This window comes from Actinacidiphila yeochonensis CN732 (assembly GCF_000745345.1).
Classification (GTDB): domain Bacteria; phylum Actinomycetota; class Actinomycetes; order Streptomycetales; family Streptomycetaceae; genus Actinacidiphila; species Actinacidiphila yeochonensis.
The window spans coordinates 401,480-415,476 of the sequence record NZ_JQNR01000005.1 but is presented as its reverse complement, the minus strand read 5'-3'; the positions used below and the strand labels follow the sequence as shown (position 1 = coordinate 415,476).

Sequence of the window (13,997 nt, the reverse complement as noted above, 5' to 3'; positions counted from 1 at the left end):
GTCAAGCCGTCGCGGACCGAGCCGTACGCCACCTCGCGGCGGACTCGCGAACGCTCCGGCCCGGAAAGCGCAATAGGGGGTGAGGCCGGACGGACCGGCCCGCTAGGGAGGGGCAATGCGGCTACCGCGCAGGGCGGGGAAGAGCGGCGGGCACGAGCCGCCCGAGGGTGACGACAACGATCTACTGGCCCGTTCCGCCACGGAGCCGGCGGCCTTCGCGCCGCTGGTCGAGCGGTACTCGGCGGTGCTGCACGGCTATCTGGCCCGGCGAGCCCCCGCCGCCGCCGACGACCTGCTGTCCGAGGTGTGGCTGCGGGCCTTCTCCGGCCGGTCGGGCTTCGACCCGGCGCGCGGCACGGTCTCGGGCTGGCTGTTCGGGGTGGCCCGGCGGGTGCTGGCCACGCACCCCCGGGACGCACCTCGACGGCACCCGGAAGGACGGCCGCGGCCGCATCGGCACCTCGGTCAGCTTCACTTTCACGGTCGGGGGGCGCGCCCGTCTGACCGAACACCTGCTGATCGACCCTCGCACCGGCGCCCCCCTCCAGATCTACGGCGAGCCCAAGGGCGCCCGCACCGCGTACCTGTACTCCGGCTGGGTCGACAGGCTCGGCGGCTGACCGCTCCGGCGCACGAACCCGGCCATCGCGGCGTCGCGCCCCCGTAAGAGCGGCCAGGCCGTTCGCACGGGGGCGCGGCGGTCACGGGAAGGGCCGCAGGGCGGCCCGACCGGAGACCCGGTCCCGCTACGGGGTGGCGGCCGTCGGGATACCCAATGCGGTGCGGGCGCGGGCGAGGGGAGCGGCGTACACGAGGAGGTCCGGGAGGTCGAGCGGCTTGCTCTCGGACCACCCGTACCGCTCCAGGCATCGCCGGGAGGCGTGGTTCTCCGGGCGAACGAGGGCCGTCACGTAGATCCGCTCGCCCGGGTCATGTCGCGTCATCATGTCCTGTACGCCCGCCCGCAGAAGCGCGTGGGACGCGTACTCCCCGTTGGACAGCCGCCTGCCCTGGACGGCGGTCCGCAGCGCGTAGTACTCGACGCGTCGCTCGAAGGCCCCTCCGGGAAGAGGGGGTTGGGTGCCGTGGACCAGGGCGCCCACGATGGTCCGGCCGTCCCGTAAGAGCAGGAGGCGCTGGTCGTTCGACGCGCTGAACCTGTTGGTGTCGCTGATCGCGTGCTGCCGGAAGTACGTCTGCACCTCGTGTGACCACGGCTCCGGGCACACCCGGCTGCCGTCGGGCCGCCTGACGGGTGGTCCCGCGTCGCCGGGACAGCAGTCGAAGGATCGCAGCTCGACGCGGTCTGATTTCGTGCCAAACGACCAGTAAACGCCGTCCATCGGAAGATTCTATGGTCCGTCCGCATCTTCCGTGTCCAGATGATCAAACAGGGCTGCCCGGTATGCGTCGTCGCCCAGAGGGGCTCTGACCCGCTCGCCGCCCTCGGCGGACTCGGCTCCGGCCGCGTCATCCGCCTCCGGGTCCGTCTGGGCATCGGTCCCCAGGCCGGGCTGCGACTGCACGAGGAGACCGGGTTCGAGGCGGATGACGAGGGAGGCGCCCGTGAACTCGCTGATGAGGACCGCGTGGTCGCCGACCGACAAGCCGGAGGACTCCAACAGGCCGTACGGGAGGTAGCGCTCCACGGTGCCCTCGGCATCGACGAAGCGGACCCTCCTGCCGTCCGCGCTGTGCAGGAGTCCGCGCGTGACGTCCTGATCGGCGACGGGCGGCAGTCCGGCAAGGGCCTCCTCGGTGAGGTCGCTGAGGCGGGCCATGGCTCCACGGGCCTCGCGCGAGGCCAGTTCCGTCAGTGGCTCCACCTCGTCGGCGCCGAGGTGGTACGCCCTCAACACCCGCGCCAACTCCCCTTCCAGGGCGGTGGCGCGCTCCCGGTACGCCCGGGCGTCCTCCGTCCGGTCCTGGCGGTGGAGCACCGCCGCGCTGACGTTGAGGTGGCTGTAGAGGTGTCCCGCCCCCGCCAGGCGATGGTTGGCTCGGCGGGTGAACCGGATGCCGTCGGAGACGACGTGGTTGCGGCGCAGCGTCTTCAGGTGAGCCTCGCGGGCCGAATGGTCGGGCCTGAAGGCGTGCACGATGTCGCGCCACCCGACGAGTGGCCAGGTCTGCACGTTCATGGCTGCGTGGATCACCCCGTTGTCGATGCGTCGAAACAGCGGTTCGGCGCGAACAGCCTAAATGTCGGAATTGGCAGCGTCAAGGGGAATGGTGGCGCAAGCGATCCCGCGCGGCGGCGGCCGGGTCCTGGCGGTGCCGGCCGGGCGCCGTCCCGTGCCGGGTGCCGCCCGGATCCGCCCGGTGCCCCTCGTGCCGCGCGCCGGGCGTGGGGCGCGTCGGCCCCTCGGGGTCGGGGTGGGGCGATATGTTCGGTTCGTCCGGTTCGGTGTGCGGGGGCGGGTGAGGGGGCGAGGCAATCGCTGAGGTGAAGGCCGCGGCGGGCGCCGACCCGCTGCGGGAGATGCTGCGCAAGCCGGAGTACCGCAAGGCGCTGGTGTTCTGCGCGCTCATCGGCGTCCCCGTCTCGCTGGTCGCCTTCTGGTTCCTGGCGGGGCTGCACGAGGTGCAGCACCTGCTCTGGGAGAGCTGGCCGCACCACCTGGGCTGGTCGCGGCCGCCGTGGTGGTGGCCGTTCCCGCCGCTCGCGGTGGCCGGGGTGGCCGTCGGAAGCGTCGTGAAGTGGCTGCCGGGCCGTGGCGGGCACGTCCCCGCGGGTGGGCTGCACCCGGGCGGGACGACGGTCCGCGCGCTGCCCGGCATCGTCCTCGCGGCGGTCGCCGGCCTGCCGCTCGGCGTCGTCCTGGGCCCGGAGGCGCCGCTGATCGCGCTCGGCGGCGGCCTCGCGCTGCTCTTCCGCGACCTGGCGCGGGCCCCGGCGAGCCAGCAGGGCGACACGCTGCTGACCGCCGCCGGCTCCGGCGCCGCCATCGCCGTCATCTTCGGCAACCCGCTGGTCGCCGCCGTGCTGCTGATGGAGGTCGCCGGAGTGGGCGGCCCGCAGCTGTTCGCCGTGATGCTGCCCGCGCTGCTGTGCTGCGGCATCGGCTCGGTCGTCTTCACCGGCTTCGGCCGCTGGACCGGCCTCAAGACCGGCAGCCTGAGCATCGGCCTGCCCGCCCCGCCCGTACTGGACACCGGCGACGTCGTCTGGTCGATCCTCGCCGGGGTGGTGATCGGCGTGGTGGTGCACCGGATCACGGCCGGCGGCGTCTGGGTGGCCGTGCGGGCGGCGGCCCGGCCGCTCCCGGTCGCCGTGGTGTGCGCGCTGGCCACCGCCGGGTGCGCCGCCCTCTACACCGCGGCCACCGGCCGCACCCCCGCCGACGTCGTCCTCTCCGGGCAGTCCGCGCTCGGCGAGCTGGCCGGCGACCCGCACGCCTGGAGCGTGGGGGCGCTCTTCGCGGTCCTCGCGTTCAAGGGCATCGGCTACACGCTCTGCCTGGGCAGCCTGCGCGGCGGCCCGATCTTCCCCGCGGTCTTCCTCGGCGGGGCGGCGGGCGTCCTCATGGCCCCGCTGCCCGGGTTCGGACTGGTCCCGGCGATGGCCGCGGGGATGGGAGCGGCCGTGGTCGCCGCGCTGCGGCTGCCGATCAGCGGCACCGTCCTCGTCGTCCTGCTGCTCGGGCACTCCGGGTCGATCCCGGTCATCGTGCTCGCGGCCGTCACCGCCTTCATGACGGCCGAACTGCTGCCGCTGCCCCGGCACCCCGTCCCGTCCGGCTGACGGAAGGCCGAGGCGCCACCCCCCGGTACGACCGGACGACGGCGGGACGGCGCTACGCGCGGCGGCTCAGCGGCTCAGCGGCTCAGCGGCTCGGCGGCTCGGCGGCTCGGCGGCTCAGCGGACGAAGACGCAGAAGGGGTGGCCGGAGAGGTCCGCGAAGACGTAGAGCGGCTCCTCGGGGTCGTCGTACCGGTCCAGGAGGAGCCGCGCGCCCAGCGCCTCGGCCCGCTGCCGCTGCCGGTCCAGCTCGGCCGTGTCGGGGACGGTGAAGTCGAGGTGCAGCCGCATCGGGAGGTCGTGCTCGGGCCAGGTCGTCGGGGGCAGGCGGTCGACCAGCTGGAAGGCGAGGACGTTGCCCCCGTCGGGGTGCCGCAGCACCAGCCAGTCCGGCGCTTCGGACGCCCCCTCCGCCGGCGGCTCGTCACCCGGCCGGTAGGCCAGCCCGAGCAACTGCCGGTAGAACTCGGCGAGTTCCCTTGGGTGGGTGGTGTCCAGCACGGTGTGGAGCAGCTGGGGGTACGCGGTCATGGGCACTCCCTGACGACGGGGCCGGCGGGTCCGATGACCCGCTCGTGTGCTCCTCAAGCCTCCCCTGCCCGGCGGGTTCGCGTCGGCCGCCACGGGTCCGACGTGCCGCCTCAACCCGCCGCCGTGTCCTGGCCGCGGGCAGTCGGAGGGTTGGCGGCGGGCGTGGGAATACCGTTCGGCCAGCGGAGGTTGGGCCGCACGGGCCGAACGGCGGAGAGCAGCGGAGGAGTTCGCGGATGAGGGTCGGGGAGATCGAGGTGCTTCCCGTCGTGGACGGGGTCGGCGTGGAGGTCGCGGCGGAGATCCTGTCGCGCCCCGGCGTGGACGATCCGTGGGCCTGCCACGGCGGACACCTCGGCGCGGACGGGACGCTGCGGCTTCCGCTGGGCGGCTTCTGCGTCCGTACGGGCGACCGGACGGTCCTGGTGGACGCGGGTGTCGGTGCCTTCGACGACGGGAAGTACACCGGGGGCGGCCTGCTCGACTCGCTCTCCCGCTACGGGATCGAGCCCGGCGACGTCACGGACGTGGTCTTCACGCACCTGCACTTCGACCACGTCGGCTGGGCCGCGCACCAGGGCGAGATCGTCTTCCCCCAAGCCACCTATCGGGCCCACCAGGCCGACTGGGAGCACTTCGTCACCGGCCCGGCCGCCGATCCCGGGGCCGTCGGCAAGCTCAGCCCGCTCGAACCGCGACTGGAGCTCTTCGACGCCGACTTCACCGTCGCACCGGGGCTCGACGCCCGCCACGCCCCCGGCCACACCCCGGGATCGACGATCTACGTCGTCTCCTCCGGCGGGCGGCGTGCCCTGCTCCTCGGGGACGTGGTGCACTCGGTCGTCCAACTCGGCGAGCGGGACTGGCAGGTGATCTGGGACGTCGACCCGGCCGCCGCCTCGGCGGTGCGCAACGGTGTCGCCGACGAGGTGGCCGACAGCGAGGACCTCGTCGTCGCCGCCCACTTCCCGGGCATGCGGTTCGGCCGGGTCGTCACCACCGACGGCCCGCGCCGGTTCGTCGCCACGTAGCGCGGCCCGCCCGGCCGGGGCCGCCCGGGCGGGGCCGAGCTGTCCCAGGCCCCGCCCGGCCCGCGCGCTCAGCCGGAGACCGCCGCCAGCAGCTCCAGGTCCTCCTCGGTGAGCCGCAGCGCGCCCGCCGCCACGTTCGCCTCCACGTGGGCCGGGTTGCCGGTGCCGGGGATGGCCAGCACGTGGGGACCCTGGTGCAGCGTCCAGGCCAGCCGCACCTGCGCGGCCGACACCCCGTGCGCCCCGGCCACCTTCCGCACCCGCTCGTCCTGCGCGTCCTGCCCGGCGTGGACCGGCTCCACGCCGGGCGTCTTGCGCGACCCGGCGATCGAGTAGAACGGCACGAACGCGACGCCCAGCTCGCCGCAGCGGCGCAGCACCTCGTCGTCCGTGCCCGAGTGCACGTCGAACGGGTTCTGCACGCACACCACCGGCGCGATGGCCCGCGCCTCGGCCAGGTGCTCCACCGTCACGTTGGAGATGCCGAGGTGCCGTACGAGGCCCGCCTCGCGCAGCTCGGCCAGCGCGCCGAAGTGCTCCGCGATCGAACCGGCCCAGTGCCGGCGCAGGTTCACCACGTCGAGGTGGTCCCGGCCGAGCTGGCGCAGGTTCTCCTCCACCTGGCCGCGCAGTTGGTCCGGCCGCGCCGCGTACCACTGGCCGGACGGGTCCCGGCCGGGGCCGACCTTCGTGACCAGCACCAGGTCGTCGGGGTAGGGGGCGAGCGCGGCGGCGATCAGCTCGTTGGCCGAGCGCAGCCGCGAGAAGTAGAAGGCGGCGGTGTCGATGTGGTCGACACCCAGCTCGACGGCCCGGCGCAGCACCCGCACCGCCGTCGCGCGGTCGCTGGGCTCGCCCTGCGAGAAGGGCGCGCTGCCGGTGAGGCGCATCGCGCCCAGGCCGACCCGGTTGACGGTGAGGTCGCCGAGCCGCCACGTCCCGGCGGCTGAGGCGTGGACGGTGCCGTCCTTACCGCTGCTGCTGGCGGTGGCGGTGGCGGTGCTCGGGGTGGTGCGGTGGTCGGGGGTCACGTCAGTGGTCTCCTCGGGCTCTCGACCCGGGCGTACGGCAGCGTCGGCACGCTGGCGCACGACACCGGGCCACGGCCCTGCTTGTCGGGGCTTGTCGGGGCTCGTCGGTGGTCGTCGATCGCTTCCGCGGTGTCCCGCCGAGGCGGCCTGGGACGGTGCCGCGGTTCCACGGTGCCGCGCCCGGCGGTTCGGGCCGCGACGGCGCACCCGTCCCGGACGGGAGGGGCGGGGTGGCGGCGAACGCCGCGGGTGAGTCGGCCGGACAGGCCGGACGGCCGGCGGCACCGGTCGGGTGCGCGCGGACGGGAGCACGCATCATGGATCATCGAGTGCCCCCGCGTACAGTCCTTTTCCGGCGGCCAAGGCCACGCCCCCCGGTCCCGCCCCCGCCCCCGGAAACGCCGAAGCGGGGTGCCGGGGACTTGAGTGAGTCCCTGGCACCCCGCCGCGACAGCGTCGGTTCCGGCTACAGCTCGGTCGCCGCGGCGAGCTCCGCCTCGGCCTGCGCCCGGGCCTGGGCGCCCGACAGGCGGCGCAGCGGCACCTCCTTGATCCACAGCGTCAGCAGGAACGCGACCAGCGCGACGCCCGCGACGATGATGAAGACCAGGTGCATCGAGTCGGCGAAGCCCTGCTTGAAGGGCGCGGCCAGTGCCGGGTCGAGCTTGTTCAGGAACGACGAGTCGGTGACCACGTTCTTGACCGTCGAGGGCGAGATCGCGTTCGGGTTCGCCTTGACCGCGGCCTGGAAGTCCGGGTGCGAGTGCGCCCGGCCGATCGCCGAGGTGATCTTGCTGCCGACGCTGCTGAAGAGGATCGACAGGAAGATCGCGGTACCCGCCGTACCGCCGAGCTGCCGGAAGAAGGTCGCCGACGCCGTCGCCGTACCCATGTCCTGCGGCGGCACCGCGTTCTGCACCGACAGCACCAGCGTCTGCATGGTCAGGCCGAGCCCGATGCCCATCAGCGCCATGTACGCCATGGTCGGGGGCAGCGGCGTGTTCCACTGCACCTCGAAGTGGAAGAGCAGCATCGTCACGCACATCAGCGCGGTGCCGATCACCGGGAAGATCTTGTAGCGGCCGGTGCGCGAGGTGAACTGGCCGGCCGTGATCGAGGCGGCCATCATGCCGAGCATCAGCGGCAGCATCAGCAGACCCGACTTGGTCGGGCTCGCGCCCTTCACGATCTGCAGGTACTGCGGGATCATCAGCAGGCCGCCGAACATCACCATGCCGACGATCAGGCTGAGCAGGCTGGTGCGGCTGAAGACCTTGTTGCGGAAGAGCCGCATCGGGATCAGGGCCTCGTCGCCCATCCGGTTCTCGACGAAGATCCAGGAGATGATGCCGAGGACGCCGATCAGGTAGCAGGCGATGGCGCCGCCCGACAGCCAGCCCCAGGACTCGCCCTGCTCGGCGACGAGCAGCAGCGGCACCACACCGAGCACGATGGTCAGCGCGCCCCACCAGTCGATGCGGTGGTCACGCCGGGTGTGCGGGACGTTGAGGACCTTCGCGACGACGAAGAGCGCGACGATGCCGATCGGCACGTTCACCAGGAACACCCAGCGCCAGCCGGAGATGCCCAGGATGCTGGTCGTACCGGCGAGGAAGCCGCCGACCAGCGGACCGGCCACGCTGGAGGTGGCGAAGACGGCGAGGATGTAGCCCTGGTACCGGGCGCGTTCACGCGGCGGCACGATGTCGCCGATGATCGCCAGCGCCAGCGACATCAGACCGCCGGCGCCGATGCCCTGGAAGGCGCGGAACACGGCCAGCTCGATCATCGACGTCGAGAAGGTGCACATCACCGAGCCGACGATGAACACGCTGATCGCGGTGAGGAAGAACGGCTTGCGCCCGTAGATGTCGGAGAGCTTGCCGTACAGCGGGGTCGCGATGGTCGAGGTGATCAGGTAGGCCGTGGTGGTCCACGCCTGCTGGTTCAGGCCGTGCAGGTCGTCGGCTATGGTCCGGATCGCCGTGCTGACGATCGTCTGGTCCAGCGACGCGAGGAACATGCCCAGCATCAGGCCGCTGAGGATGGTCAGGATCTGGCGGTGGGACAGGCCGCCGGGGATCTCCGCGGCCGACGCGGTCGAGGAGGCGGGTGCCTTTCCGCGACCGGGTCCCGAGTCGGGTCCGGACGCTGGTGTGGTCCGGCTGCTGCTGCTCACTTAGGGGTTCTCCTGGATCTGACCCGTGCTACGGGCCCGACGGTGGTGCGGAAGCGGGTGTCCGGCGGGTTCGGGGGTGTGGCCGTGGTGGCCGTCCTCCGAGCCGGAGTGGTCTGTGGGGCGGCCCGCGAGGGGGCCGCCGGGGCCGTGGCTGTGGCCGTGGCCGTGCGGGTGGGCGCAGGCGGGGCGCACATGGTGCTCGGCGAAGTCGTCGTTGAACCGTTCGAGCAGCCGGGCGAAGTCGCGCCGGTCGCCGGCGGGCCAGCGGGCCAGCGCCTCGGCGAGCTGCTGGTCGCGCTGGGCGCGGTAGCGCTCGACGGCGGCGAGCCCGGCGACGGTCGGCGACAGCAGGCTGCCGCGCCCGTCCTCGGGGTCCGGGCGCCGCTCGACCAGGCCCCGCTCGACCAGCGAGCGGATCTGGCGGCTCACCGTCGACAGGTCCAGCAGTGTGTCGGCGGCCAGGTCGGTGGCCCGGCGCGGCCCGGCCTCGGCGAGCCGGCCCAGCAGGACGCGGTCGCCGTAGCCCTCGTCGCGCACCCGCTGCTTCCAGACGCCGACCAGGCGGACCAGCCGCGCCATCTGGTCGCCCACGGCCGCGCTCTCCGCGACCACCTGGTCCGGAAACGGGCGGGCGGCGGCCTCCGGGCCGACGCGGCCGGCGTCCTCGACGGCGCCGCGCTCCTCGGTCTCCGTGGTCCTCGCCTCCTCAGCAAAACTACTTGCCCCCGGCAACTTATATTACTTGCTGGAGGCAAGCAATTGAAACCAGGGGGCGTGCGGAGGCCACAGGGGCCTGCGGGAAGCCTGCTGGGGCCTTGCGGAGCCTTGTGGGGACAGCGGGAGCGCGGGCGGGCGGCGGCGCGCGCTGAGGGCGCCCGTCCCGATGGCGGGGCGCTGGCCGCGGGGCGGCCGGGCGGGGTCGGGGGCGGGTCTCGGGCGCCGGGTGGAGGCGCTGGGCGCGGGTGGCCGGACACGGTCGGCCGGGTGGAGGGCGGCTTGGCGTGGGTGGCCGGGTGGAGGGCGGCTTGGCGCGGGTGGCCGGGTGGGGGCGGCCGGGCCTACTCGATGATGTCGTCCTGCGTCGTGCTCACCCGGTGCACGCCGTCGATCTCGGACAGCGAGGTCGCCAGCTCGACCACCGGCAGCTGCCCCTGGACGGTGAGGTGGACCGTGACGGTGCCGCGGTGCTCCGGCTCCTGGTCGTGCTCGGCGGAGAGGTCGATGACGTTGAAGCCCATGTCCGTGCAGTGCGACAGCGCGGCCCGCAGCACCCCGCGCCCGTCCTCGTAGTCCACCCGCAGCCACGCGGGGGAGCGGGTGGAGCCGGGAATCCGGGCGGCCAGCGGCGCGAAGCCGAGGACGATCAGGAAGTGCGCAGCGGCCACGGCCAGCGCCAGCACCGGCAGCCCGGCGCCGGCCGCCATCCCGATCGCGGCGGTCATCCACACCACCGCCGCGGTGGTGAGTCCGCGCACCACGTCCTGCCGGACGAAGATCAGCCCGCCGCCGATGAAGCCGATGCCGGAGACGATCTGCGCGGCCACCCGCGACGGGTCCAGCACGGTGTGCCCGCCGAGCACGTCGGAGAAGCCGTACTTCGACACCAGCATGATCAGCGCGGCGCCCAGCCCGACCAGGGTGTGGGTGCGCACCCCGGCGCTCTTCTGGCGCACCTCGCGCTCCAGGCCGATGGCCGCGGAGAGCACCAGGGCCAGGCCCAGCTCGCCGATCTGCGACCAGCCCTGTCCGGTCGCCTCACCCCATGTCGCCAGCTCCACCCCTGTCACTGTAGCCACGCACCCCTCCCGGAACCCGCCGCCGGCCGCGCGCCGCGCCGTGGCCGGGACCCGGGCCCCACGCCCCGTCCCGCGCCTCGTCCCGTACCTCGGCCGGGCGCCTCACCGAGGCCGCCGCGGAGGCGGCCGCTCCGCACCGCGTACCCCGCCGAGCGGGACGTACGCGGGGCCGCCCTCCCGAAGCCGACTGCTCAGGGCGGACGTTCGCGGACGACGGCCGCGGCCGGCTTGTCGTCGCGCAGCCCCAGGTAGCGGGGGTGGCGCAGCATGCCGTCGCGGGTCCACTCGGTGAAGGCGACCTCGGCGACGAGTTCGGGCTCGGCCCAGTGGGCGCCGCGCTCGCGGACCCGGTCGGCGAAGGGGGAGCGGGCACGGGCCAGGCGGTCCAACTCGGCCCGCAGTGAGCGCAGGACGGGCTCGCTGAAGCCGGTGCCGACCTTCCCGGCGTACCGCAGGAGGCGGCCGCCGGAGCCGCCCTCGGGGGCCGCCGCGCCACCGGCCGGCTCGTACGTGCCGAGCAGCAGCGCGCCGAAACCGAAGCGGGCGCCGGCCGGGTCGGTGAAGCCGCCGACCACGAACTCCTGCCCGGCCGCGCACTTGAGCTTCAGCCAGTTGCCCGAACGGCGCTGCTGGTAGGGGGAGTCGGCGCGCTTGGCGATCAGGCCCTCCCAGCCGCGGGCGCACGCCTCGGCCAGCAGTTCCGGGCCGCCGTGGTTGCGGTGCGGGGTGAAGCGCAGCGGCGGCCGGAAGGAGACCGCCTCCCGCAGCAGCGCCTTGCGGTCCCGCAGCGGCAGCCCGGTGGTGTCCCGGCCGGCCAGCGCGAGCAGGTCGAAGAGGTAGTAGTGCACCGCGACCGGGCTGGCCGCCACCGCCCTCGGGTCGGTCAGCCCCATCCGCTGCTGGAGCAGCGCGAAGTCGGTCCGCCCGTCCCGCAGCGCGACGACCTCCCCGTCGACGGCGAACTCGGCGACGTCCTGCGCGGCCAGCGCCGCCGCCACCTCCGGGTAGGTGTGCTCCAGGCGGCGGCCGGTGCGCGAGAGCAGCCGCACCCCGTCGGCGTCGCGCACCGCCAGCACCCGGACGCCGTCGAGCTTCCGCTCGAAGATCCACCGGTCGTCGAAGGCACGGCGGTCGGTGAGCGTGGCGAGCATCGGCCGCACGGGGGCTCCCTCCGCCGGATCTGCCGTACCGGGCGCCGCGTCCGAACGCCGTGCCAGGGACGCCCGCACCGGCCCGCACCGGCCACGGCACCCCTGCGCGCCATAGCGGAACGGCGCCGGACCTGCCGTACCGGTTCACCCCGGACGCCCTCCGCAAACCCCGTGGGCCCTTCGGCCGCCCCGGCGGCCCGCCGTCTCCGCTGCCCACAGGTCCGGAGACGCCCCCCTGGGAATACTTAGACAGACAGGTCTGTATAGTGAGAGTCCAACACGCTGGACAGAGCTGTCCACCCACCCGGCCGGACGCACCGGCCGTCCGTCCGAGGGAGCTCCCCATGCCGCCCACCCAGACCACCGGCTCGGCCCGCCGCAAGGGCGACGCCGCCGCCGGGACGTCCGGCACGACCCATCCGCCCATACCCGGGGCCGACGCGGGCGCCCCGCGTCGGCTGTCGCCGACGGCGGCCCGGCTGCTGCTCGCGTCGATCATCATCTCGCTGCTCGCCGCCTCCAGCGCTCCCACCCCGCTGTACGCGGTCTACCAGGGCGACTGGGGCTTCTCGGCGATCACCACCACCGTCGTCTTCGGTGTGTACGCGGTCGCCGTCCTCGTCGCACTGCTGGTCGTCGGGCGGATCTCCGACTTCGTCGGCCGCCGGCCGATGCTCTTCATCGCCCTGGCCGGGCAGATCGTCGCCATGGTGATCTTCGCCGAGGCCGGAAGCGTCGCGGCGCTGATGGCCGGCCGGGTGGTGCAGGGCGTGGCCACCGGCGGCGCGCTCGGCGCGATCGGCGCGGGCCTGCTGGACATCGACCGGGTCAAGGGCGCCGCCGCCAACTCGTTCGCGCCGCCGCTCGGCACCGCCTTCGGCGCGCTGGTGTCCGGCCTGGTGGTGCGGTTCCTGCCCGCGCCCACCCACACGATCTACTACGTGCTCGTCGCCGTCTTCGCGCTCCAGCTCCTCGGCGTGGCCGTGATGCGGGAGACCGGCGACCGCAAGCCGGGGGCGCTCCGCTCGATGGTGCCCGAGATCGCGCTGCCCCGCTCGGCGCGCGGCTCGGTGGCCGTGGCGGTGCCCGTGCTGTTCGCCGTGTGGTCGCTGGCCGGCCTGTACGGGTCGCTCGGCCCGGCCATCCTCGTCCTGCTCTCGCACACCTCGTCGGTGGTCTACGGCGGCCTGCCGCTGTTCGTGCTGGCCGGGTCCGCGGCCCTGTCCGTGCCGGTGATGCGGCAGCTGCCCAGCCGGACGGTGATGGTGTGGGGCGTGGCCGCACTGATCGTCGGCATGGCCGTCACGGTGGCCGCCGTCGGCTCGGGCGCCGGCGGGACCCTGCCGGTGACCGGGTTCTTCGTCGGCAGCGCGGTGGCCGGGTTCGGCTTCGGCGCCGGCTTCCAGGGCGGCATCCGCCTGGTGGTGCCGCTGGTCGAGCCGCACGAGCGGGCCGGCGTGCTCTCCCTGCTCTACGTGGTCTCCTACCTGGGCATGGGCGTGCCGGCGGTCATCGCGGGCGTCCTGGTGGTGGACGGCGGCGGGCTGCTGGACACCACCCGGGAGTACTGCGCCGCCGTCGTGGTGCTGGCCGTCGCGGCGCTGGTCGGGCTGCTGGCGGGGCGTTCGCGCGGCCCCGCCGCCGTCACCGTCAACGAGGGCTGAGCGCGGCGGCGTCCGGGGGCGTCCGGGGTGCGGGGAGGGGTCGACAAGGGGGTGCGGGGGCGCGTCGAAGGGCGCGGAAACCGGCTCCAGGGAGGGTCCGGGGAGCTACGATGGACAGAGCTGTCTGAGAGGGTGATCGGGATGGCGACGAGGACCGCGACCAAGCCGTCGGCGCGGGAGCGCCTGCTGGCCTCGGCGAACGAACTGTTCTACGCCAACGGCGTGCAGTCGGTCGGCATCGACCAGATCATCGAGCACGCCGGAGTGGCGAAGGCCTCGCTGTACAACACCTTCGGCAGCAAGGAAGGCCTGGTGCGGGCCTACCTGGAGTCCCGCCGGGACAGCAACCTGGACCGGATCACCCGGGCCATGGCCCGCTTCCGCACCCCCCGGGAGCGGCTGCTCGGCTTCTTCGACTCGATGGGCGAGTTGATGACCGCGCCGGCGTACAACGGCTGCGCCTTCGTCGCGGCCTCGGCGGAGGCCCCGCAGCGCGGCACCGCAGAGCAGGTCGCCGGCGGCTACCGCGGGGCGGTCCGCGCCATCCTGGTCGACCTCGCCGCCGAGGCGGGGGCCCCCGACCCGGCCCTCCTCGCCCGCAAGCTGCACCTGCTCTACGACGGCGCGAGCGTCAGCGCCCGCATGGACCACGACCCGCAGGCGGCCGCCTTCGCGCGCGAGGCCGCGGAGGACCTGCTCGACTCGGCGCTCGGGAAGCGGGACTGAGGCCGCCCCACCGGACACGACCGGACCCGCCCGACCCGCCCGACGCCGGTCCCGCTCCGAGTGGGACCGGCGTCGACACGCCCGGCCGGGCGTGTCGCGACCCGGCCGCGCCCCGGCCAGGACTCTGTCGCGCGGGGCCCCGGGCG

Annotated in this window: 13 protein-coding genes; 5 read left to right on the top strand and 8 right to left on the bottom strand. The window is 74.2% G+C overall.

Features of this window, described 5'->3' with window-relative positions; all coding sequences use genetic code 11:
- Nucleotides 1–115: 115 nt before the first annotated feature.
- A complete protein-coding gene (locus tag BS72_RS34065) occupies nucleotides 116–667 on the top strand; it encodes an RNA polymerase sigma factor (protein ID WP_078901347.1) in 552 nt (183 codons plus the stop codon).
- A gap of 79 nt (nucleotides 668–746) precedes the next feature.
- Here the strand turns inward: BS72_RS34065 and BS72_RS13930 are convergent, their stop codons facing one another.
- On the bottom strand, nucleotides 747–1,343 hold the full coding sequence (locus BS72_RS13930; protein WP_157856222.1) for a hypothetical protein: 597 nt from the start codon (nucleotides 1,341–1,343) through the stop codon (nucleotides 747–749).
- A 9-nt stretch (nucleotides 1,344–1,352) separates the two neighbouring features.
- Nucleotides 1,353–2,156, bottom strand: coding sequence for a hypothetical protein (locus tag BS72_RS13925; protein ID WP_037910771.1), 804 nt, complete (start codon nucleotides 2,154–2,156; stop codon nucleotides 1,353–1,355).
- Between the two features lie 290 nt (nucleotides 2,157–2,446).
- Between BS72_RS13925 and BS72_RS13920 the strand changes: the two genes are divergently transcribed.
- A complete protein-coding gene (locus tag BS72_RS13920; RefSeq protein WP_232792397.1) occupies nucleotides 2,447–3,745 on the top strand; it encodes a chloride channel protein in 1,299 nt (432 codons plus the stop codon).
- A gap of 114 nt (nucleotides 3,746–3,859) precedes the next feature.
- On the opposite strand, the gene BS72_RS13915 is transcribed toward BS72_RS13920, so the two are convergent.
- The gene (locus BS72_RS13915) at nucleotides 3,860–4,273 is read right to left on the bottom strand and encodes a VOC family protein (protein WP_037910767.1); all 414 of its coding nucleotides are present in this window, start codon (nucleotides 4,271–4,273) and stop codon (nucleotides 3,860–3,862) included.
- A gap of 236 nt (nucleotides 4,274–4,509) precedes the next feature.
- Between BS72_RS13915 and BS72_RS13910 the strand changes: the two genes are divergently transcribed.
- Nucleotides 4,510–5,304, top strand: a complete 795-nt coding sequence (locus BS72_RS13910) for an MBL fold metallo-hydrolase (RefSeq protein WP_037910766.1) — start codon at nucleotides 4,510–4,512, stop codon at nucleotides 5,302–5,304.
- Between the two features lie 68 nt (nucleotides 5,305–5,372).
- Here the strand turns inward: BS72_RS13910 and BS72_RS13905 are convergent, their stop codons facing one another.
- The 5 genes from BS72_RS13905 to ligD form a co-directional block, all read right to left on the bottom strand.
- Nucleotides 5,373–6,335, bottom strand: coding sequence for an aldo/keto reductase (locus BS72_RS13905; protein ID WP_232792396.1), 963 nt, complete (start codon nucleotides 6,333–6,335; stop codon nucleotides 5,373–5,375).
- 466 nt (nucleotides 6,336–6,801) lie between these two features.
- Nucleotides 6,802–8,514, bottom strand: coding sequence for an MDR family MFS transporter (locus BS72_RS13900; RefSeq protein ID WP_107498785.1), 1,713 nt, complete (start codon nucleotides 8,512–8,514; stop codon nucleotides 6,802–6,804).
- Complete coding sequence (locus BS72_RS38245; RefSeq protein ID WP_232792395.1) at nucleotides 8,515–9,246, bottom strand: MarR family winged helix-turn-helix transcriptional regulator; 732 nt, start codon at nucleotides 9,244–9,246, stop codon at nucleotides 8,515–8,517.
- Between the two features lie 326 nt (nucleotides 9,247–9,572).
- The gene (locus BS72_RS13890; RefSeq protein WP_198545994.1) at nucleotides 9,573–10,301 is read right to left on the bottom strand and encodes an MgtC/SapB family protein; all 729 of its coding nucleotides are present in this window, start codon (nucleotides 10,299–10,301) and stop codon (nucleotides 9,573–9,575) included.
- A 200-nt stretch (nucleotides 10,302–10,501) separates the two neighbouring features.
- Nucleotides 10,502–11,461, bottom strand: coding sequence for a non-homologous end-joining DNA ligase (gene ligD, locus BS72_RS13885; RefSeq protein WP_037915729.1), 960 nt, complete (start codon nucleotides 11,459–11,461; stop codon nucleotides 10,502–10,504).
- Nucleotides 11,462–11,805: 344 nt separating this feature from the next.
- Between ligD and BS72_RS13880 the strand changes: the two genes are divergently transcribed.
- On the top strand, nucleotides 11,806–13,125 hold the full coding sequence (locus BS72_RS13880) for an MFS transporter (RefSeq protein ID WP_232792393.1): 1,320 nt from the start codon (nucleotides 11,806–11,808) through the stop codon (nucleotides 13,123–13,125).
- Between the two features lie 141 nt (nucleotides 13,126–13,266).
- Nucleotides 13,267–13,851 carry a TetR/AcrR family transcriptional regulator gene (locus BS72_RS13875; protein ID WP_037915723.1) on the top strand — a complete coding sequence of 195 codons (585 nt, stop codon included), beginning with the start codon at nucleotides 13,267–13,269 and terminating at the stop codon, nucleotides 13,849–13,851.
- Nucleotides 13,852–13,997: the final 146 nt, after the last annotated feature.

Coding starts and splice junctions, on each gene's coding strand:
- BS72_RS13880 (WP_232792393.1), top strand. CDS start 11,806: ATGCCGCCCACCCAGACCACCGGCTCGGCCCGCCGCAAGGGCGACGCC.
- ligD (WP_037915729.1), bottom strand. CDS start 11,461: ATGCTCGCCACGCTCACCGACCGCCGTGCCTTCGACGACCGGTGGATC.
- BS72_RS13875 (WP_037915723.1), top strand. CDS start 13,267: ATGGCGACGAGGACCGCGACCAAGCCGTCGGCGCGGGAGCGCCTGCTG.
- BS72_RS34065 (WP_078901347.1), top strand. CDS start 116: ATGCGGCTACCGCGCAGGGCGGGGAAGAGCGGCGGGCACGAGCCGCCC.
- BS72_RS13910 (WP_037910766.1), top strand. CDS start 4,510: ATGAGGGTCGGGGAGATCGAGGTGCTTCCCGTCGTGGACGGGGTCGGC.
- BS72_RS13930 (WP_157856222.1), bottom strand. CDS start 1,343: ATGGACGGCGTTTACTGGTCGTTTGGCACGAAATCAGACCGCGTCGAG.
- BS72_RS13915 (WP_037910767.1), bottom strand. CDS start 4,273: ATGACCGCGTACCCCCAGCTGCTCCACACCGTGCTGGACACCACCCAC.